The organism is Serratia sp. NCCP-200 (assembly GCF_059697885.1).
This window is the reverse complement of the sequence record NZ_BAAKUJ010000002.1, coordinates 111,313-129,925: the sequence shown is the minus strand read 5'-3', so window position 1 is coordinate 129,925 and position 18,613 is coordinate 111,313. Positions and strand designations below refer to the sequence as shown.

Sequence of the window (18,613 nt, the reverse complement as noted above, 5' to 3'; positions counted from 1 at the left end):
TTAAATCAACGGTCCATACTACGGTGTGCTCACCTTGATGGCAACGCTTGGTCGTTCTTGTTCAGCCCTGTACGAAACCAAGGTATACGCTGGAAAACTATTCCTAAAGAAAGGGATGCGCTCAAAGATCACCACGGTGAACGCGATGATTAATATCATAACCAACAACAAAACCACCAGAGACAACACAAACCAGAAGCCACTCATTTCAATCGTTGTAAGCCCTATAGATGCACTATACAAAGCCCCGAAAATGAGGATAAGTGATATAGTGATCCCAACGAAATTTGCCAGCCTTCTTCGTCGGCTTTTCTTCTGAAACTCAAACGTCGAGGGGTTAACATTGAAGTCATAGAAAACCTCCTCAGAAATCACCAGTTCGGGCCGTTGTAGAGAGGCAATCTGCATCAGTATTGCACGTGTAATCTCCCAGTGATGCTTGAATTTCTTTATTTCATGCACCGGGATTAAATTTTCTTTCGTTTCACCGGATTGGTTTAGGGTGTAGATAGTCAGGTTTTTAGTGTTATTTTTATAGCCCGTATTACGAAAGCCAATCGTGGCCTTGGTGCCGTCCTCTAACGAACCTGTGACTTCTGGCCATAATAGCTGATAATGACTTACACCGCCTGAAAGATCGTTGTATCGCGTATAGGAAACACCTTGAGAGGTGACGTTAAAGTATACCTCTCCATGCTTTAATTTTAAGTTGTCGCTAATTCTTTTAAAAAATAAATAATTCAGGGGGAGAAGGATCAATAAAAATAAAATACCAAGTAGAAAGGTGTCACCCTCGATAAAAAATAGGGTTGGCGTAGCCAGAGATGCAATGAAAACAAGTGTGAAAACGGGAGAAAGCAATAAGTAGAGCGTCTTTGTCGCTATTCTACGCTCGATGGCAGACACATCATCACATCGCTTGGAGGGGCTGGCGAAAAACGCGGTATGTTCGGTAATCATACTTTTATATCCCTATAATCAATCACATAATCCTGAATTAGTGTCTTACTGTACCCTAGCTAGTTAGCCGGAAGGCTTAAAACCCAAGAACTCAAGCCTGGTAGATTACCAAACTTAGGGGCTATTTTCTGCTTACGATAAACCGCTCACTGCAAGGGAGAACACCGCTTTCGAGGACATGTGCCCGACAAGATTATTTCAGGATGAAAGGCGCCAGGAACGGCTCCGTAGAATGCTCTAGCAGAGTGATAAGCTCAGGAGCCATATATTGATAGTCATCGGGGATATCGAGAACGTGCAGCGGTTTGTGTTCCAACAGGCGGCGATACTCGGCCAGCAGCCGATTTTTGTGTTTTTGCTCCATGACAAAAATCATATCCGCCCAGTGCAACAATTCTGGCGTCACCGTTTTTATGGCATTGCGGCTGGTCCCGGCCGACCTGGTGGTCAGGCCGGGAGTCCGTTGCCATATGCGTTCTGCGGTAGGGCTGCGCCATTGGTTACGGCTACAGACAAACAGCACATTCATGGTTAATCAATCTCATCAAGTGAGTTACGCCGGGCTACGGCGCGGGATACTTGTGGGTATTCAATGCCTAGTTGCCTCGCCCGGGTCACTTTATGTGAGCGGGTATAGAGCATTTTCCACTTTTTCTCTTTGGTGAACTTGGGTTGAAAATCCCCCATCTCACGGTGTTTGTTGCGTTTGTTATTTACCAGGCGCCAGGCCCGGCCACGTATGTCAGTCATGTTAATGCCTCATCGGTGTTATCGGGGTTCAGCAGCCGCGATAATACGAGAGGTGGTGCAGCAGCATCTTATGCCGCCCGGTAATGCTAACATTTTGGCAATAAACAATAAATCGTCTTGATACAGATGGCCGCAGACCTGAAGAGGTCGCAGCCTCTCTACGGGAATAAAAAGGAATGCATGATGTCAGTAAAGGATAAGTTGTTGGCGCTGTTTGTGGTGGAGCCTGGGGGCTGAACTTTGTGGTCATCAAAGTTGGCTCTTATCGTGCTGTGCCGCCATCCATTGAAGGCAGCGCGATAAACCATGAACCACCTGCTATTACAGGCCCGAATTTAATTGTTTCACCCCCACACATTTTGCGACTATTCCGGATCCATCGCGATAGGCATCGGTGGTACAGTGGCCCGATTTTCATTCATTTTGATGTTTTTTTGGCTGTTGAACGCCGAGGTGTGAGTATGAGTAAGTTTATTGCAGCGGGCCTGCTGGCCGTTTTACTGTCCGGGTGTGCTACCGAGTCGCCTTGCGTACCGGTCTATGACGACCAAGGCCGTCTGGTTCATACTAATACCTGTATGAAAGGCACCACCCAGGATAACTGGGAAACTGCCGGGGCGATTGCAGGCGGGGCGGCAGCGGTCGCTGGCCTGACATTGGGTATTATCGCGTTAACCAAATAGTGATTTTTTAGTCGGGGCGCAGCATAGGCGCCCCGATCCTATTACTGCTGTTGAGCCAGTTTTTTGCTGTCACAGCCGGTACTTTTACATTCCCGCTCTACGCTTTTCAGAAAATCGATACGGCTTTGCATGGTCTTGTTTGAGCAGGCGACATTGATCATGGAATCGTCGCTACATTGACTGTCCCGATTTTTAAGCCATTCGATCTGCGACTGCTTCAGCGTCTGCTTTTGCGGTTGGGTCAGCAACCCCATCACCTTCTTGTATTGCACATTGATCTCTTGATCCAGTTGCACCATCTCCAATGCCGCGCAGTAGGTCACGTCATAAGGGGTGCGCGGGCTGTCACAACCACCGGCCAACGTAGTGGCAGAGACCAACAGCAGCGAACATCCCAAGATTGTTTCTTTAATCACTTTGCACTTCTCCGTGTTTGGTTTTGAACTGGCTACACAGTAAACCAATGCCGCATTTTGCAATAGCCCGATTGAAGACAAAAATTCAACCGGGCGTATGCGGTGCCCTTACTTAAGTCTCAAGCCTCGGTATGCGGTGTGACCTTTTGCTTATCGGAGTTCATACAGCTGTAGATCACCGGCAGCACCAACAGCGTCAGCACGGTAGCAAAGCCCAGGCCGAACATGATCACCACCGCCATGCTTTGGAAGAAGGCATCGCTAAGCAGTGGGGCCAGGCCGAGTACGGTGGTAAAGGCCGTCAGCAGGATAGGGCGCAAGCGTGAGGTAGAGGCATCGATGATGGCCTCCAGGATCGGTTTTTCCTGCCGCTGTAACCCGATCTCCTCTACCAGCACAATGCCGTTACGTATCAACATGCCGCTTAAACTCAACAGGCCAATCAGCGCCATAAAGCCAAACGGAATACCGGTTAGCAGGAAGCCCACGGTTACCCCAATCAACGCTAGCGGAATGGTCAGCCAGATGGCGACGGCATTTTTTAGTGAGCTGAACATCAGCACGGTGATGATGAACATGATCACAAAGGCCACCGGCAGGCTGGTGAACAACCCTGCCTGGGCTTCCTTGGTACTTTCATAGTCGCCGCCCCAATTCAGTTCATAGCCGCGCGGTAATGGGATGGCATCAATATCCGGTTTGATGCGTTGCAACAGTTCGGCAGAGGTTTCACCGCTCTGGGAGCTAGGATCGGCCTGAACCGTCAGGGTGCGTTTGCGATCCCGGCGCATGATCAGTGGATCTTCCCACTCGGTAGTAAAGCCGTTAACCACGTTGTCGATAGGAATAAACGCCTGCCGTGCCTGGCTCCAGATCATCACGTCGTTCAGCCGTTCGGCATTCAACCGCTCCGAGTCCGGCGTTCTTAACACAATCGGCATTAACCGCGTGCCATCACGATATAGGCCAACGGCGATCCCGCCAAAACTCATGCGCAGCGCACTGTCGATTTCGCGTTTATCCACCCCTAATTCACGGCCAAGATAATCCGAGAACTGCGGACGAATGACCTTGCTGCGTTGTTGCCAATCGTGCATCACGCCGTCGGCATTGGGGTCGGCGCTGGCGATGGTTTCTGCCTTGGCCGCCAGCGTTCGCAGCACGTTCGGATCCGGGCCGATAAAGCGCGCTTCGATGGAACTGTTATTCGAAGGCCCGAACATGATGCGCTTGGCCTGGGCGTTCACCTGAGGGAAATTGTTGCGTACGTAGCCCTCTATTTGGCCGATCATACCGGGGATCTGGTTGAGCTGTTTGGCTCGTACCATGATCTGTGCATAGTTGGAATATTGCCGCTGTGCGTTGTAGGTGAGCATAAAGCGCATCGCACCCTGGCCGATGGTGACCATGGTATCGCTGACGCCTTCTTGCGCCTGGATATGCTGCTCGATCTCGGCGGCTATCTTTTCGGTGTAGGCGATATCGGTGCCGTAGGGCAGCCAGAGATCGACGAAGAAGATCGGCGTATTGGACGGCGGGAAGAAGCTTTGGCGCACGTTGCCAAAGCCGATCACCGAGGCGACCATCAGCGCGGCCAGCACCCCCAGCGTAATGGTGCGCTGGCGCAGCAGTTTGCCCAACAGATTGCGATAGACGCGGAATAGCCAACCATCATAAGGCGATTTGACCGGCTCATCGGGTTTTGGCTCGGCCATTTTCTGTTTTTCAAACGCCCATTTGGTGAATACCGGCGTCAGGGTCAAGGCGGTGAACCAGCTCAGCATCAGGGAGATCAGCAGCACCTGGAACAGTGACTTACAGTATTCCCCGGTGGCATCGTTGGATAAGCCGATCGGTGCAAACGCCAGAATGGCAATCACCGTCGCCCCCAGTAGCGGGAACATGGTGCGTTTGACCACGTTATTAATGGCCTGCAGGGTTTTCTCACCCTGTTGTCGCCCAACCAGCACGCCCTCGACGATCACAATGGCGTTATCCACCAACATACTTAAGGCGATCACCAACGCCCCTAGCGAAACGCGCTGCAGCTCAATGTTAAACAGCTTCATGATCAGCAGGGTGCCAAGCACGTTCAGCGCCAGCGAGGCGGCGATCACCAGCCCGCTGCGCACCCCCATAAAGATCAGCAGGGTGCCGACCACGATCAGCAGCGCCAGCAAGAAGTTCATGATAAAGCCGTTCACCGCGCCTTCTACTTCATGGGACTGATCGTAGAAAACGCTGATATCCATCCCGGCGGGGCGTTCGGCTTGCAGTTGGGCCAACCGGGCCTTGACCGCTTCGCCCACCACAATCACGTTCACATTCGGGGCAAAGGATACGCCGATGGAGAGCGCAGGCCGCCCGTTGGCACGGTAGATATTATTGGGGGAGTGGGTTACGCCCTGGCTGATAGTGGCGATATCGCGCAGGTAAACGCTGCGCGGGCTACCCGGCTCGCTAATCAGCAGGTTACCCAACTCTTGCACGCTGGCAAATTCCCCGGTGGGATGCAGCCTGATCGACTCGCTGCCCACCAACAGATCCCCGGCGTTGGACACCACGTTCTGCCGGCTCAACAGATCGTAAAGCCGCTGTGGGATAATATTGGCGGCGGTCATCTGGGCGCGGGAAATCTCAATCTGTACTTCTTCCGGGATCACCCCGACAATCCCCACCTTGCCCACGCCTGGCACCACCACTAACTCACGGCGTAACAGCTCGGCAAAGTTGCGCAGCTCCTGATTGCTAAAGCCGTCGCCATACAGCGAGAAGAAGAAGCCGTACACATCGCCAAAATCATCGTTCACTATCGGTGGGCTGGCACCGGGCGGCAACCGTATCGCGGCATCGCCAATGCGCCGGCGCAGCACATCCCAGATTTGCGGCAATTCGGCGGCTCCGTATTCGGCACGGATATTAATGGTGATCTGCGACAGCCCCACGCTGGAGATGGAGGTCACGTTGTCGATATATGGCAACTGCTGAATGGCATTTTCCAGCGGCAGGGTGACTTCTTCCTCCACCTGCTGGGCCGAAGCGCCGTCATAGCGGGTGACCACCACCGCAGTCTTGATGGTAAAGGCCGGATCCTCCAGCCTGCCGATGTTGAGAAACGCCAGCACGCCGCCAATACCTAGCAGCAGGATAGCCAGCCAGATTCGGGTGCCGTTGTTGATAAAGTTCTCTGTCAGTTTCATTACAGACCTCGCTCACGGACCCAGGCGCGCACTTCCTGATTGGGGCGCAGTTCGCGAGTACCGGCGGCGACGATCCGTTCACCATCGGCCAGACCGGAGACGATCTGTATTCCGTTAGCGGTCAGTTGCCCGGTTTCAACCTGACGAGATTCAACAAACAGTTTGCCATCACGCTCTTTGATCACCCACACGTGGGGCTGATTGCGTGGGCTGTTATCCGGGTTAAATACTGCCTCGACGGGAACAATAACGCTGGTCGTCTGAGCAGCCCCAGCCAGATTACCGAGATTGATTTTCACGCTGCCGCTCATCCCCGAGAGCAGTGGCAGATCTTTTGGGCGCGGCATGGTCAGGGTCATTTGATAGGTCAATGAGCCTGCGGTGGTATTGGTGGTGTGTTCTTTATAGCGGGCGGTAAACTCGCGGCCCGGTAAGTTGTTCAACAGAACAATAGGTTGGTACTGTGCATTGTTTTCATCAATCACAATAAACAGATTTTCGGGGATGCTGAAGACCACATCCAGCGAATCCAGTGAGTTCAGGGTCGCTATCGGTTGGCCTGCCGGGATCACTTGATAGTTACGGGCAGTGAGCGTGGCAATCACACCGGTAAAGGGGGCACGGATTTGCATATCGCTGACTTCTTCCCTGGCCAACTTCAAGGCGGCCTGGGCCGAATCACGCGCTGCGCGATGAACATCCAGTTCGGCACGGGGAATAACATTGCGGGCACTCAGGGTGGCGAAACGATTGAATTGCGCCTGGGCCAGATCGAACGTGGCCTGCCGATCACGTAGCCGCAGGCGTGCGTCATTACTGTTTAGCTCGGCAATCACTTGCCCCTGGTTGACTCGTTCCCCTTCGCGTACCAGCAATTGTTGCAGTTGCCCCGGGCGCTTAAAAGCCAGGTCGGTACGGTCACCCGCGATAATCCTGGCTGGGAAGATGCGTACTCCTTGCTGGGCACTGTTGCTAACTTCAAAGATATTCACCGGACGGACGCTTTCGAGTTCTTCAGGCGTCTCTCTGTCGCAGGCGGTAAGAAAAAGTGTGCAAAGCACAACGGCAACCAGTTTTATATTCACGATGCAATCTCTTAGGATCGGATTTTAGGGGAGCGATGAGTTAACTCGTTGACCATATGCATCACGTCTTACCGCTCGTCTAGGCCAGCTCCGGCCTTTGTTCACGCTGCTGCGGGAACGTAATCTTGCTACTGTGACCGTAGGACACAACCACCTCGGATTTCACGCACTCCCGGCGCTATACCCCTTACCCGCTAGTGGGCGTGCGTAATCAATGTTGTTTCCTTCAGTTTCAACCACTCGTAGACTCTTCAAGCTTAGTATGCCGTTTGCCAACGTGAGTAAATTATCTTCAGTTCATGCCGTTGGCCCGGTTTTGGGCTATGGCTAATTCATTAATGCTAATGATTTCGAGACTAAGATAATGAGTACCCACGGTGGCAGGATGCCGATGATGGTACGGATTAAGATGATTCTTGGTTATGATCTAAATCATTTTCCGTCTTATGGTTTTGGCTATTCCTACGGTATTATGATGTCCAAATTGGAGAAACTATGCCCATGTTCTGTGCTTTAAACAAAATGACGCGTGCAGGTATGCCAGAAAGTGTAAGTATTGTCTGGGAAAATAACTGATAGGAGGAGCTGATATCTAAATCTGATTTGTTCAACAAAGCGTTGGAAAGGTTTAAACCATATGTTTAGAAATGATTTACCCAACCTAACCGTTTAGCTGTTTAACTAAAACGACTTGAACATATATTGGATTATGTCTATTTCTGAGATTTTTATTATTGTGTTAATAATGTTTTTTTGCTCGACAAGCAACTACTTGCCCTCTCTTTTCCTTAGTCATCGTCCCGCGTTTGGCCTGCACAGGAAGGTCTGCACCAGCATCTGCTCAGCCAACAAAATGAGAATTGTTATTGATATCACGCTTTCGCCCACTACAATGCCCGCCAGTGCATGATTTTTGAATAGGGTTTCTGATGGAGTTGTTACGGGTAGTGTTCCAGCAGTATCGCTGGCCGTTTCTGGCGGTAATGGCGTTAACCATGGCCAGTGCGGCGCTGGGGATTGGTATCATTGCATTTATTAACGTGCAACTGATGGGCGCGGCGGGTAACCCGCTAGTGGTGTTGCCGCAGTTTCTTGGCCTGTTGGCTCTGTTGATGGCAGTTACGCTCGGTTCTCAGTTGGCGTTGACCACTTTGGGGCACTATTTTGTTTATCGGCTGCGTGGTCAACTGGTAAAGCGCATATTGGATACCCATATTGAACGGTTGGAGCAGTTGGGCAGTGCCTCACTGTTGGCTAGCCTATCGAGCGATATTCGCAATATCACCATTGCTTTTGTCCGCCTACCGGAGTTGGTTCAGGGAGTGATCCTGACCCTGGGATCGGCTGCCTATCTGGGCTGGCTGTCGCCTGCCATGCTGGGTGTGAACGCGATATGGGTGACGATCACCATTTTGGGAAGTTGGTATCTGGTCTCGCGGGTTTATAGCCACCTGAGCAGCGTGCGCGAAGCGGAAGAGCGGCTCTATCTGCATTATCAAGCGGCGATCGACGGGCGTAAAGAGTTGGCGCTGAACCGCGATCGGGCAAAAATGTTATTCCAGCAGGCTTACCAGCCCGATGCCGGTGACTACCGTTACCATATTATCCGCGCAGATACCTTCCACCTTAGTGCCGTGAACTGGTCGAATATCATGATGCTGGGCGCCATCGGCCTGGTGTTCTATATGGCAAACAGCCTGGGCTGGGCGAACACCACGGTGGCGGCGACCTATTCCCTGACATTATTGTTCCTGCGTACCCCCTTATTACAGGCGGTTGGGGCATTCCCGACGCTGATTGCGGCCGAAGTGGCCTTCAATAAAGTGAAGGCGCTCAAACTGGCGGACTATGATCCGGCATTTCCGGCCCCACAGACTCGCGCGTGGCAAACGCTGGAACTGCGCGACGTGGCATTCCACTATGCGGCGGGTGAAAAGCAATCAGGGTTTGCGGTTGGACCGATCAATTTGACGTTACGGCGGGGCGAACTGGTATTCCTGATTGGCGGCAACGGCAGCGGTAAATCGACGCTGGCCATGCTGCTCACTGGGCTGTATGTGCCCGTTAGTGGGCAGATCCTGCTGGATGGTCAACCGATTACGGTTGCCGATCGTGAGGATTATCGCCGCCTGTTCTCTGCCATCTTTACGGATTTCTACCAGTTTCATCATCTGTTGGGGCCGCAAGGGGAACAGCCGGACGCCGAACTGGTGGAAACCTGGTTGCAGCGCCTGAAAATGAAAAGCAAATTGGAGTTCGACGGTACGCGCGTCACCAATCCGCAACTGTCACAAGGGCAGCGCAAGCGCCTGGCTCTGTTGCTGGCGGTAGCTGAAAAGCGGGATATTTTACTGCTGGATGAGTGGGCGGCGGATCAGGATCCCCAGTTCCGCCGTACTTTCTACCGCGAGTTACTGCCTCAGCTGCGCGAAATGGGAAAGACCGTATTTGCCATCAGCCATGACGACCATTACTTTGAACATGCGGATCGCCTGTTGCAAATGCGAGATGGCCATCTGAGCGAACTGATTGGGGATGAGCGCCATCAGGCGAGCCGGGACTCCGTTAGCCAGCTTGATTGAATTGCTTAATTTATTGAGGCGCTAATATTCGCCCCGACATAGCGAGTCGGTTAAGGAATATCTGTCGCCTCATAGGTTTAGGCTAGTTGAGTGATTGTTTATATCGATAATCAAAATCGCCGCCAATGATTTACTCTGTGTCTTGGGGAAAACGGTACATGGCATTGCGCTCGTGGTACCGATTTTAATTGGCAACAGGGTAGTCAGGGGAGCAGGAACGCGCCGATGGATAATCACTCACTCATTCCCACCACAGAGGTCCCAATAGCGGAAACACTAAGATTTCCGCCATCCTGGCAGCTCAATGAGCGGCAACAGCGCTTCATCGAAGATCTTTGGCTGGCGGAAAATCATACCGTGCCCGGTTCAGCCGATAATCTTGCGTCGCCCGGCCAAGATGCCGAACAGCATCTGCAGCAGCGTTAACCCTAGCAAAATCGTCAACGGCACCGTCCAGCCTTGCGTCAAATCATGCACCAGGCCAAACAAGGTCGGCCCCAGTGCGGCCAGCAGATAGCCGATGGACTGCGCCATCCCTGACAGCACCGTTGCCTGATGATGGTGCTGGCTGCGCAGACCAAAGAAGGACAGCGCCAACACCAACGAACTCCCCGCCCCCAGCCCGGCAAATATCAGCCAGATAAGCGAGTGCGCAGGCAGCAACAGCAATCCGCCGACGCCAATAAAGATCAACAGCGAACTGACCAGTGCGATCCCCCGCTGGTCGCGCGCGCGCGGCAGTGCAAACACCATCACAAAGTTGGCGGCGATCGCCACGATCTGATAAACAAACAGCTCGAATCCTGCCTGCTGCGGTGAGGTGCCGTGGCTGGCGGCAAAGGCGCTGAACCAACCGATAATGGTGTAGAAGGTGATGGATTGCAGCCCCATGAACAAGGCCACCTGCCAACCCAGGGCGCTGCTCCAGGGGGAGCGAAAGGTTTCCGTCGTCACTGGCGTGCCGGTTCGGGTAACCGGGGTGGGCTTGCGCTTCAGTTGGGGTAGCCAGATCGCCAATGCGATAAGCGCCGGCAGGCTCCAGCATAGCAGTGAAAAACGCCAGCCGTTATCGTTGAATGCCGCTAACGGTACCGCCATGCCGGAGGCGATAGCGGCCACCAGTGACATCACGGCCGCATAGGTACTGATCATCACCGCAGCCCGATGAGGAAAATCGCGTTTTACCAGCGTGGGTAATACCACGTTGGCAAAGGCGATGGCTGCGCCGATCAACACCGTTCCCAACCACAGCATGCCATCCCACGGTTGTGAACGCAGCACGATCCCGGCGACCAGCAGCGCCAGCGCCAGCCCAAGGGTACGCTCAATCCCGATGCGCTTGGCCAGCGATGGCGTTAATGGCGATAACACCGCAAACAGGATCAGCGGCAGGGAGTTGAGTAACCCGGCGGCAGTGGCAGAAAGCATTAGTTGGCGCTGGATCTGTTCCAGTAACGGGCCTACGCTGGTTAAAGGAGCGCGCAGATTAGCCGCCACCAGCATGATACCGGCCAGCAATAAGAAACGCGTCAAACGGCTGCGTTTAACAACACAATTTGCGGATGGTTCGGGTTGGGGCATGAGATCCTCGCATCAGGCATGCAGCCAATCATTACTGCATGACGAGATGCGTTGATTGACGTTAACGCTTACGTACAGGCAGGGCTGCCAGTATCTACGCGCCAGTTTAGGAAAGATATCCCCGCCTGACAAGAGGTTAAGGAAGCGGCGCTTGGCACCCGCCAGGTGACTTTGATCAAAGCGAGGGAAACTATTGCTGGCAGCATTGCTCGCCATAACGGATAGTAACAGCAGTAAACTTATTGTGAGGAATCGCTATGTCTTCTTTCTACAGCCCCCGCCGTATTGTGCTTTACACCATCGCCGTGATCGTGATTTTGGTGATTGTCGGTCTGGTGACCCACCTGGGTGTCGGTTGGCTAAACTGAGCCAATTAACAGTTTTGTGATGTTGATCACCTAAGGAAAGAAAAGCCTTTCCGCTGCTGCCCGCCAAAGCCGCTTTCACTGTGCTATTTTTCACATACTCTTAACCTGCCGCCCTATCGGCCTGCGGCAGATTTCACTTTTCTCGCGCCCGCCGAGGAAATAGTTTCATTTCATTTCGATCCGAAAGCTTTTTACCCCCATTTGCTGCTAAAACTGCCCTGTAACCCCGATCACAATTTCATTGCTTTCGCTTTGTTGTAATACCGCCGCAGTAGAGCGAAAGCCATCATCTCCCGGCCAAAACCGGAAATCTGAGGACCTATTGCTCATGCCAGTGAACACCGCTAAACGACGTGAACACATTATCGATCTGCTCTGCGAGCACGGAAGCGTGCGGGTGGAACAGCTCAGCAAACAGTTTGCCGTTTCCACGGTGACGATCCGCAACGATCTGCGCTTTCTGGAACGCAAAGGCTGTGCGCTGCGTGCCTATGGCGGGGCGATGCTCAACCAGCAGTTTGCCTTCGACCGCCCGCTACATGACAAGGGGCGCTTGAACCGCGATGTGAAATCACAGATTGCCTGCCGAGCGGCAAGCTACGTGCGTGACGGTGATGCGCTGATCCTGGACTCCGGTTCCACCACGGCCCAGATCGTGCCCTGGTTGAAACCGCGCCGCGATCTGGTGGTGATGACCAATGCGCTGAACATTGCCTATGAGCTGTCAGGTTACGACGGGGTGGAAGTGATGGTATTGGGGGGAAGCGTCCGGCAGAACTCCTATTCGCTCTATGGCCCGGCTGCCGAGCAGCAATTGCGCCAGTACCGCTTCGACAAACTGTTTCTGGGCGTCGACGGTTTCGATCTGGTTGCGGGGATCACTACGCCTCACCCCGGTGAGGCACACCTCAATCGTGTGATGTGCGAGGTGGCGCGCGAAATAATCGCGGTAGCGGATGCCAGCAAGTTTGGTCGCAAGAGCTTTTGCATGATCCGCGAAGTCGGGCAAATTCATCGGCTGATCACAGATAGCCGTCTTCCACAAGATTATCAGCAGGCGCTCAGCGATTTAGGCGTAGATGTGGTGATAGCCGATCGCGAGTAGGGCGCCCTCATGGGGGATTCATGCAGCAGTGGTTACAACTGGTAGCACAGCACAAGGCCGGCCAGCCGGTGGGGATATTTTCCGTTTGCTCCGCGCATCCTTGGGTATTGCAGGCCGCCTTGCGGCAGGCAAAGGCACGTGGCACGTCGGTATTGATCGAAGCGACGTCAAACCAGGTTAACCAGTTTGGCGGCTACACCGGCCAGACCGCCGCACAGTTTCGTGATGCGCTGTGGCAGATGGCGGATGACATCGGGTTACCAAGGAGCGCTATTTGGCTGGGGGGCGATCATCTTGGCCCCAACGCCTGGCAAGACCGTCCGGCACAAGAGGCGATGGCGCTATCCGAAACCCTGATTGACGACTATGTGCGCGCCGGATTTCGCAAGATCCACCTCGACTGCTCCATGTCCTGCGCTGACGATCCCACCCCGTTGGGTGATGAAGTGGTGGCGCAGCGTGCGGCGCGTCTGTGTGCGGTGGCAGAACGAGCCTGGCAGCAAGCGGGTGGTGAAGCTCCGGTATATGTGATCGGAACCGAAGTACCGGTGCCGGGCGGTGCGCAGGAAACGCTGCAAGGCATCCAGGTGACTACGCCACAGGCAGTCTCCGCCACGTTAGAAGCGCACCGTCATGCCTGGCAGCAGGCAGAGCTGAGCAGCGCCTGGTCACGAGTGATCGCCTTGGTGGTGCAACCCGGCGTCGAGTTCGACCATCACAGCGTCGAACATTACCAACCGCAGGCGGCGCAGGAATTGAGTCGCTTTATCGAACGCCAACCGGGTTTGCTGTATGAGGCCCATTCGACCGACTACCAGGCACCGAAGGCTTATTCGCAACTGGTGCGTGACCATTTCGCCATTCTGAAAGTCGGCCCGGCGCTCACCTTTGCGCTGCGTGAGGCGCTGTTTGCCCTCGATCGGATCGAGCGTGAATGGTTGGGGGAGCATTGTTCAGCCCAGTTGTGCGCCACGCTTGAGCAGGTGATGCGTGAACAGCCGCAGCAGTGGAGCCGCTATTATCACGGCAGCCCGCATCAACAGTATCTGGACCGGCACTACAGCCTGAGCGATCGCGTGCGCTATTACTGGCCGCAGCCACAGGTTCAGCAGGCAGTGAATGCGCTGATGGACAATCTACGGAGCAACCCAATCCCGCTGGCCTTGCTCAGCCAGTATTTACCCGATCAGGCACGGGCCTTGAATGCCGGTGAGCTGAGCCAGGATCCGCAAGATTGGGTGATCCACAAAATTACCCAGGTGCTCGACGACTACCACTCAGCCTGTTACCCGGAGGTGCGCTGATATGCCCAATATTCTGATGACCCGTATCGACAACCGCCTGGTGCATGGCCAGGTCGGGGTGACCTGGACCAATACGCTGGGAGCCAATCTGGTGGTGGTGGCCAACGATGATGCCGCTGCCGATCCGGTACAGCAAAACCTGATGGACATGGTGGTAGCCGAAGGCGTGCAGACTCGGTACTTCACCCTGCAAAAAACCATCGATGTGATCCATAAGGCGGCGGATCGGCAAAAGATTTTTCTGGTGTGCAAAACGCCGCAGGACGTATTGAAGCTGGTGCAGGGCGGGGTGCCCATCACCTTCGTCAACGTTGGCAATATGCACTTCGCCGCAGGGAAACGGCAAATCCACAAGACGGTCTCGGTGGATGACGATGACATTGCCGCCTTTCGTGAGCTGGCGGCGTTGGGCGTAGCCTGCGAGGTGCGCCGGGTGCCGGATGAAGCCGGCGAAGCGATAGGCAAACTGCTCGCTTGAGCGCAGGGGGAAGCATGTTAACTGACGCGTTATTGATTGCATTGCTGGCGGGGTTGGCCGGGGTCGACCTGTTCGACGGCCTGACCCACTTCCACCGCCCGGTAGTGATGGGGCCGCTGGTTGGCCTGATCCTCGGGGATGTCACCACCGGCTTGCTGGTGGGCGGGACGCTGGAGCTGGTATGGATGGGCATGGTGCCACTGGCCGGTGCGCAGCCGCCGAACGTGGTGATTGGCGGGGTGGTCGGCACGGCGTTTGCCATTCTCACCAAGGCCGATCCGAAGGTGGCTATTGGCGTGGCGGTGCCGTTCGCCATTGCGGTACAGGGCTGCATCACTCTGTTGTTCACCGCGTTTTCACCCATGATGCACCGCTGCGATCGCATGGTACAGGAACTGAACTGGCGCGGCGTTGAGCGGGTGAACTATCTCGGCATCAGCATCCTGTTTGTTTTCTACTTTGTGGTGGCGTTTTTGCCGATCTACTTCGGTGCCGATGCGGCCAGTGCCATGGTACAGAAAGCGCCGACCTGGCTGCTGGATGGGCTGGCGGTGGCGGGTGGCATGATGCCGGCTATCGGCTTCTCACTGCTGATGAAAGTGATGATGAAGAAAACCTACGTGGCGTATTTCATCCTCGGCTTTATTTCGGTGACGTTCCTTAAGCTGCCGATCCTGGCGGTGGCGCTGGGGGCATTGGCGATCGCGCTGATCGATTTCTTTAACAGTCAACGGGCAGATGCGGACGTGACCAGAAAGCCTGTTCAACCGGAGGACGCCGAAGATGGCATTTGATGATTCTGACGATCTGCTGGCGCAAAAGGCAGCAAAACGCCTGGAACAGGCATTGGCCACCAGCCAGGTAGAGCAGGATGACTATGTTGATAGCCAGCCAGCAGAAGCGCTGACGCGTAGCGATATTAACCGCATGGCCTGGCGCTCGCTGCTGCTGCAGGCATCGTTCAACTATGAACGTATGCAGGCCGGTGGTTGGCTGTATACCCTGATCCCTGGCTTGCGCAAGATCCACCGCAATCCTCAGGATCTGGCGAATTCGATGAAGATGCATATGGAGTTTATCAACGTGCATCCCTTCGACGTCACCTTCCTTTCGGGACTGGTGCTGGCGATGGAGCAAAACAAGGAGAAAGTCTCCACCATTCGAGCGGTGAAGGTGGCGCTGATGGGGCCGTTGGGAGGCATTGGTGATGCGCTGTTCTGGCTGACGCTGTTGCCGATTTGTGCGGGCATCGGAGCATCTCTGGCGCTGGAAGGCAGCCTGTTCGGGCCGATAGTGTTCCTGCTGTTGTTCAACGTGTTCCACTTCGGGCTGCGCTTTGGGCTGGCGCACTATGGCTATCAGGCGGGCACCAGTGCGCTGACGCTGTTGAAAACCCATACCAAACGAATATCCCATGCGGCGTCGATCGTGGGCATGACGGTCATCGGCGCGCTGGTGGCCTCTTATGTACATCTTTCCACGCCGCTGATCATGCATGCCGGTAAGGCCACCGTGGCGTTGCAAACGGACGTGCTCGATAAGTTGATGCCCAACCTGTTACCGCTGTGTTTCACGTTGCTGGTGTTCTTCCTGATGAAGCGCGGTTTCTCACCGGTGAAACTGATCGGTGTGACGGTGGTGATTGGCGTAGTGGGTAAATTTATCGGTTTGCTGTGAGGAAGAGAACATGCCAGGAATTGTCATTACCGGCCACGGCGGTTTCGCCAGTGGCCTGCTACAGGCGGTAGAGCAGGTGGTAGGGGAACAGCCTGCCTGTATCGCGGTGGACTTCCCGGTCCATATGGGTACGGTGGAGCTGAAAGTCGCATTGAGTGCGGCGCTGCAAGCGGTAGAACAAGCGGACGGCGTGGTTTTCCTTACTGATATGCTGGGGGGATCGCCTTTCCGTAGTGCCTGCGAGTTGGCCGATGCGCATGGCAACTGTGAGGTGTTGACCGGGGTGAATATGCAGTTGGCTGCCGAAATGATGCTGGAGCGCGAAGGGCTGAGCCTGATCGAGTTTCGCGACATGGCGCTGGCCTGCGGCAAACGCGGCTTGACCAGCCTGTGGCATGAGCGGCGTAAGGTGAAATGCGCCAACGCCGAGGCTGATGGGATTTGACCCTCACCCCAACCCTCTCCCACAGGGAGAGGGAGTTGATAGCCTCTGCTCTTTTGGAAGTATAGAGATCATATCAGCAACCTCGAGCACCCCTGAGCCAAGCTGAGTCGCTACATTCCAAGGGTTGGAGTGAGAGGAGCTATTGAGGCTAACTCGGTATCGGCAACGGGCTAAGCGCCATCTGGGCCGGGCCATGTTCGTCGCGGCTGAAACGCCAGCAGGTCTGATGATATTTCGCCACGCTGTTGCGGTGTGCCACGCTGACCAGCGTGACCTCCGGCAGTTCGTCGACCAGCAGGCAATACATCAATTGCTCGGTTTCATCATCCAGCGCGCTGGTGGCCTCATCCAGGAACAGCACATCCGGGCGGGTAAGGATCGCACGGGCAAACGCCAACCGCTGCTGCTCGCCCGGTGAAAGACGATGGCTCCAGTTGGCGCTGGTATCCAGCCAGCGTTGCAGGTGCTTCAGCCGGCAGTTTTCCAGGACTTTCAACAACTGCTCATCGCTGTAGTCTTTATCCTGGAGTGGATAGCTTAGCGCTTCACGCAGCGTACCGATCGGGATATAGCTGCGCTGCGGCAGGAACAGCGTAGTGAGATGTTTATCCAGGCCGATCTCACCAGAACCGTAAGGCCAAATCCCGGCAATCGCACGTAGCAGCGTAGATTTACCACAGCCAGAAGGGCCGACGACCAGCACGCGCTCGCCGCGTTGCAGCGTCATGGTTGCCGAACTTAACAGCGGCTGTCCATCGGGCAACGTCAGGCCAACATCGCGCAGCATTAGCGATGAGTGGTCTTCCTGTTGCAGGCTGATGCCGCGGGTCAGGTTATGGACTTCGTCCACCGCCGCGTTAAAGCCAGCCAGACGGTTAACGCAGGCTTTCCAGGTGGCCAGATTGGAAAACGCGTCGATAAACCACGACAGCGAGCCTTGCACCTGGCCAAACGCGGAGGAGATCTGCATCAGCCCGCCCATCTGGATCGCACCGGAGAAATAGCGTGGTGCCGCCACCAGCAGCGGAAAGACAATGGCAAACTGGCCGTAGAAGTTGCTGGCGATATTTAGCCGCCGGGTGATGCGCATGATCGACCACCAGTTGCTGCGGATGGCTTCAAAGCGGTTACTTAGCTGCTGCTTCTCACGTGGTTCACCGTGATACAGCGCGATGGCATCGTTATTTTCACGGATACGGATCAGCCCGAAACGGAAGTTCGCCTCATAGCGTTCCTGATTAAAGCCGAGCATAACCAGCGGCTTGCCGACCCACCAGATCAGCAACGATCCCAGTGCCGCGTACAGCAGGGCAAACCACACCATATAGCCAGGCAGGGTAATGGTATGTTGGGCGATCACAAAGGTCATCGGCCCGCTGATATGCCAGAGAATGGTAATAAACGAACAAAGCGTCACCAAACTGGAAAGGAGGCCGAGCGACAAAGATAAGGTGTACTGGGTCAGGACGTTGAGATCGTCGGAGATACGTTGGTCGGGGTTATCGATAATCTGCTGCTGTTCGGTATGGTAATAGGCCTGATGCGCCAGCCACTTGCCCATAAATTTTTCCGTCATCCAGCGCCGCCAGCGCATCTGTAGGCCCTGGGTCAGGTAGATTTTGTAGACTGCCAGCACGATGAAAGCCAACGCCAGATAGGTAAAGCGCCACAGTTGGGCTTTGAATACCGGATAGTTTTTATTCTGCAGGGCATCGTAGAACACCTGGTTCCACTGGTTGATCAGCACGCTGATATAGACCAGCCCCAGGGATAGGCCAACGATGGCGATCAGCATCGCCCAGGCGCGCCATTTTTCTTCCGAAACCCAAAAGGGTTTGATCAACTGCCAGACGGCCCGTTTTTGTGTGGTGCTCGTGTTCATGAAAATCCAGAAGGTATCGTTTTCTTCTAGCATGGGCACGAGGCTGGTAACAAACAAACCGCCACATGTAAGCAGTTTTGACGTGGCTCATTATTTG

17 protein-coding genes and 1 pseudogene are annotated in these 18,613 nt (G+C 54.6%); 10 read left to right on the top strand and 8 right to left on the bottom strand.

Annotated features, from left to right (window positions below; translation table 11 throughout):
- Positions 1 to 18: 18 nt before the first annotated feature.
- The 3 genes from AC6HVW_RS05865 to AC6HVW_RS05855 form a co-directional block, all read right to left on the bottom strand.
- Positions 19 to 960, bottom strand: a complete 942-nt coding sequence (locus AC6HVW_RS05865) for a hypothetical protein (protein WP_071681885.1) — start codon at positions 958 to 960, stop codon at positions 19 to 21.
- 193 nt (positions 961 to 1,153) lie between these two features.
- Positions 1,154 to 1,489: a low molecular weight protein tyrosine phosphatase family protein gene (locus tag AC6HVW_RS05860; protein WP_071681883.1), complete on the bottom strand. Its 336-nt coding sequence runs from the start codon at positions 1,487 to 1,489 to the stop codon at positions 1,154 to 1,156.
- Between the two features lie 2 nt (positions 1,490 to 1,491).
- Positions 1,492 to 1,710 (bottom strand): hypothetical protein, encoded by a 219-nt coding sequence (locus tag AC6HVW_RS05855; protein ID WP_021806176.1) that lies wholly within the window; start codon positions 1,708 to 1,710, stop codon positions 1,492 to 1,494.
- A gap of 461 nt (positions 1,711 to 2,171) precedes the next feature.
- On the opposite strand from AC6HVW_RS05855, the gene AC6HVW_RS05850 reads away from it, so the two are divergent.
- Positions 2,172 to 2,393 carry a hypothetical protein gene (locus AC6HVW_RS05850; protein ID WP_021179822.1) on the top strand — a complete coding sequence of 74 codons (222 nt, stop codon included), beginning with the start codon at positions 2,172 to 2,174 and terminating at the stop codon, positions 2,391 to 2,393.
- A gap of 41 nt (positions 2,394 to 2,434) precedes the next feature.
- On the opposite strand, the gene AC6HVW_RS05845 is transcribed toward AC6HVW_RS05850, so the two are convergent.
- The 3 genes from AC6HVW_RS05845 to AC6HVW_RS05835 all read right to left on the bottom strand — a co-directional run bounded on the left by AC6HVW_RS05845 (position 2,435) and on the right by AC6HVW_RS05835 (position 7,094).
- Entirely contained in the window at positions 2,435 to 2,809 is a 375-nt protein-coding gene (locus tag AC6HVW_RS05845; protein ID WP_021806174.1) for a lysozyme inhibitor LprI family protein, read from the bottom strand.
- A 119-nt stretch (positions 2,810 to 2,928) separates the two neighbouring features.
- Positions 2,929 to 6,009: an efflux RND transporter permease subunit gene (locus AC6HVW_RS05840; RefSeq protein ID WP_497569301.1), complete on the bottom strand. Its 3,081-nt coding sequence runs from the start codon at positions 6,007 to 6,009 to the stop codon at positions 2,929 to 2,931.
- On the bottom strand, positions 6,009 to 7,094 hold the full coding sequence (locus tag AC6HVW_RS05835; RefSeq protein WP_186485919.1) for an efflux RND transporter periplasmic adaptor subunit: 1,086 nt from the start codon (positions 7,092 to 7,094) through the stop codon (positions 6,009 to 6,011). The genes AC6HVW_RS05840 and AC6HVW_RS05835 overlap by 1 nt, the downstream gene beginning before the upstream one ends.
- 456 nt (positions 7,095 to 7,550) lie before the next feature.
- On the opposite strand from AC6HVW_RS05835, the pseudogene AC6HVW_RS05830 reads away from it, so the two are divergent.
- The 3 genes and pseudogenes from AC6HVW_RS05830 to AC6HVW_RS05820 all read left to right on the top strand — a co-directional run.
- Positions 7,551 to 7,670: pseudogene (locus tag AC6HVW_RS05830) on the top strand (hypothetical protein); the annotation flags it as partial.
- Positions 7,671 to 8,023: 353 nt separating this feature from the next.
- A complete protein-coding gene (locus AC6HVW_RS05825; protein ID WP_497569300.1) occupies positions 8,024 to 9,676 on the top strand; it encodes a multidrug ABC transporter permease/ATP-binding protein in 1,653 nt (550 codons plus the stop codon).
- 225 nt (positions 9,677 to 9,901) lie between these two features.
- Positions 9,902 to 10,102, top strand: a complete 201-nt coding sequence (locus tag AC6HVW_RS05820) for a YciX family protein (protein ID WP_496543653.1) — start codon at positions 9,902 to 9,904, stop codon at positions 10,100 to 10,102.
- Here AC6HVW_RS05820 and AC6HVW_RS05815 read toward each other — a convergent pair.
- Entirely contained in the window at positions 10,043 to 11,257 is a 1,215-nt protein-coding gene (locus tag AC6HVW_RS05815; protein ID WP_071681875.1) for a CynX/NimT family MFS transporter, read from the bottom strand. The genes AC6HVW_RS05820 and AC6HVW_RS05815 overlap by 60 nt on opposite strands.
- 696 nt (positions 11,258 to 11,953) lie before the next feature.
- Between AC6HVW_RS05815 and agaR the strand changes: the two genes are divergently transcribed.
- Genes agaR through agaF form a run of 6 tightly spaced genes read left to right on the top strand, consistent with a single transcriptional unit; the run spans position 11,954 to position 16,634 of the window.
- Positions 11,954 to 12,730, top strand: coding sequence for a transcriptional repressor AgaR (gene agaR / locus AC6HVW_RS05810; protein ID WP_037375671.1), 777 nt, complete (start codon positions 11,954 to 11,956; stop codon positions 12,728 to 12,730).
- Between the two features lie 20 nt (positions 12,731 to 12,750).
- On the top strand, positions 12,751 to 14,034 hold the full coding sequence (locus tag AC6HVW_RS05805; RefSeq protein ID WP_071681873.1) for a D-tagatose-bisphosphate aldolase, class II, non-catalytic subunit: 1,284 nt from the start codon (positions 12,751 to 12,753) through the stop codon (positions 14,032 to 14,034).
- Position 14,035: 1 nt separating this feature from the next.
- Complete coding sequence (gene agaV / locus AC6HVW_RS05800; protein ID WP_024529457.1) at positions 14,036 to 14,512, top strand: PTS N-acetylgalactosamine transporter subunit IIB; 477 nt, start codon at positions 14,036 to 14,038, stop codon at positions 14,510 to 14,512.
- 14 nt (positions 14,513 to 14,526) lie between these two features.
- Positions 14,527 to 15,306, top strand: a complete 780-nt coding sequence (gene agaW, locus AC6HVW_RS05795) for a PTS N-acetylgalactosamine transporter subunit IIC (protein ID WP_021179850.1) — start codon at positions 14,527 to 14,529, stop codon at positions 15,304 to 15,306.
- Positions 15,296 to 16,189, top strand: coding sequence for a PTS system mannose/fructose/sorbose family transporter subunit IID (locus tag AC6HVW_RS05790; RefSeq protein WP_024485029.1), 894 nt, complete (start codon positions 15,296 to 15,298; stop codon positions 16,187 to 16,189). Before agaW ends, AC6HVW_RS05790 begins: the two co-directional genes overlap by 11 nt.
- A gap of 10 nt (positions 16,190 to 16,199) precedes the next feature.
- Positions 16,200 to 16,634 carry a PTS galactosamine/N-acetylgalactosamine transporter subunit IIA gene (gene agaF, locus AC6HVW_RS05785; RefSeq protein ID WP_071681871.1) on the top strand — a complete coding sequence of 145 codons (435 nt, stop codon included), beginning with the start codon at positions 16,200 to 16,202 and terminating at the stop codon, positions 16,632 to 16,634.
- A 148-nt stretch (positions 16,635 to 16,782) separates the two neighbouring features.
- On the opposite strand, the gene AC6HVW_RS05780 is transcribed toward agaF, so the two are convergent.
- Positions 16,783 to 18,516, bottom strand: coding sequence for an ABC transporter ATP-binding protein/permease (locus tag AC6HVW_RS05780; protein WP_497569299.1), 1,734 nt, complete (start codon positions 18,514 to 18,516; stop codon positions 16,783 to 16,785).
- Between the last annotated feature and the right edge of the window lie 97 nt (positions 18,517 to 18,613).

What these genes read in the sequence shown, in the direction of transcription:
- AC6HVW_RS05815 (WP_071681875.1), bottom strand. Translation starts at nt 11,257, where the DNA reads ATGCCCCAACCCGAACCATCCGCAAATTGTGTTGTTAAACGCAGCCGT.
- agaR (WP_037375671.1), top strand. Translation starts at nt 11,954, where the DNA reads ATGCCAGTGAACACCGCTAAACGACGTGAACACATTATCGATCTGCTC.
- agaW (WP_021179850.1), top strand. Translation starts at nt 14,527, where the DNA reads ATGTTAACTGACGCGTTATTGATTGCATTGCTGGCGGGGTTGGCCGGG.
- AC6HVW_RS05780 (WP_497569299.1), bottom strand. Translation starts at nt 18,516, where the DNA reads ATGAACACGAGCACCACACAAAAACGGGCCGTCTGGCAGTTGATCAAA.
- agaV (WP_024529457.1), top strand. Translation starts at nt 14,036, where the DNA reads ATGCCCAATATTCTGATGACCCGTATCGACAACCGCCTGGTGCATGGC.
- AC6HVW_RS05850 (WP_021179822.1), top strand. Translation starts at nt 2,172, where the DNA reads ATGAGTAAGTTTATTGCAGCGGGCCTGCTGGCCGTTTTACTGTCCGGG.
- AC6HVW_RS05840 (WP_497569301.1), bottom strand. Translation starts at nt 6,009, where the DNA reads ATGAAACTGACAGAGAACTTTATCAACAACGGCACCCGAATCTGGCTG.
- AC6HVW_RS05805 (WP_071681873.1), top strand. Translation starts at nt 12,751, where the DNA reads ATGCAGCAGTGGTTACAACTGGTAGCACAGCACAAGGCCGGCCAGCCG.
- AC6HVW_RS05865 (WP_071681885.1), bottom strand. Translation starts at nt 960, where the DNA reads ATGATTACCGAACATACCGCGTTTTTCGCCAGCCCCTCCAAGCGATGT.
- AC6HVW_RS05860 (WP_071681883.1), bottom strand. Translation starts at nt 1,489, where the DNA reads ATGAATGTGCTGTTTGTCTGTAGCCGTAACCAATGGCGCAGCCCTACC.
- AC6HVW_RS05790 (WP_024485029.1), top strand. Translation starts at nt 15,296, where the DNA reads ATGGCATTTGATGATTCTGACGATCTGCTGGCGCAAAAGGCAGCAAAA.
- AC6HVW_RS05825 (WP_497569300.1), top strand. Translation starts at nt 8,024, where the DNA reads ATGGAGTTGTTACGGGTAGTGTTCCAGCAGTATCGCTGGCCGTTTCTG.
- agaF (WP_071681871.1), top strand. Translation starts at nt 16,200, where the DNA reads ATGCCAGGAATTGTCATTACCGGCCACGGCGGTTTCGCCAGTGGCCTG.
- AC6HVW_RS05820 (WP_496543653.1), top strand. Translation starts at nt 9,902, where the DNA reads ATGGATAATCACTCACTCATTCCCACCACAGAGGTCCCAATAGCGGAA.
- AC6HVW_RS05855 (WP_021806176.1), bottom strand. Translation starts at nt 1,710, where the DNA reads ATGACTGACATACGTGGCCGGGCCTGGCGCCTGGTAAATAACAAACGC.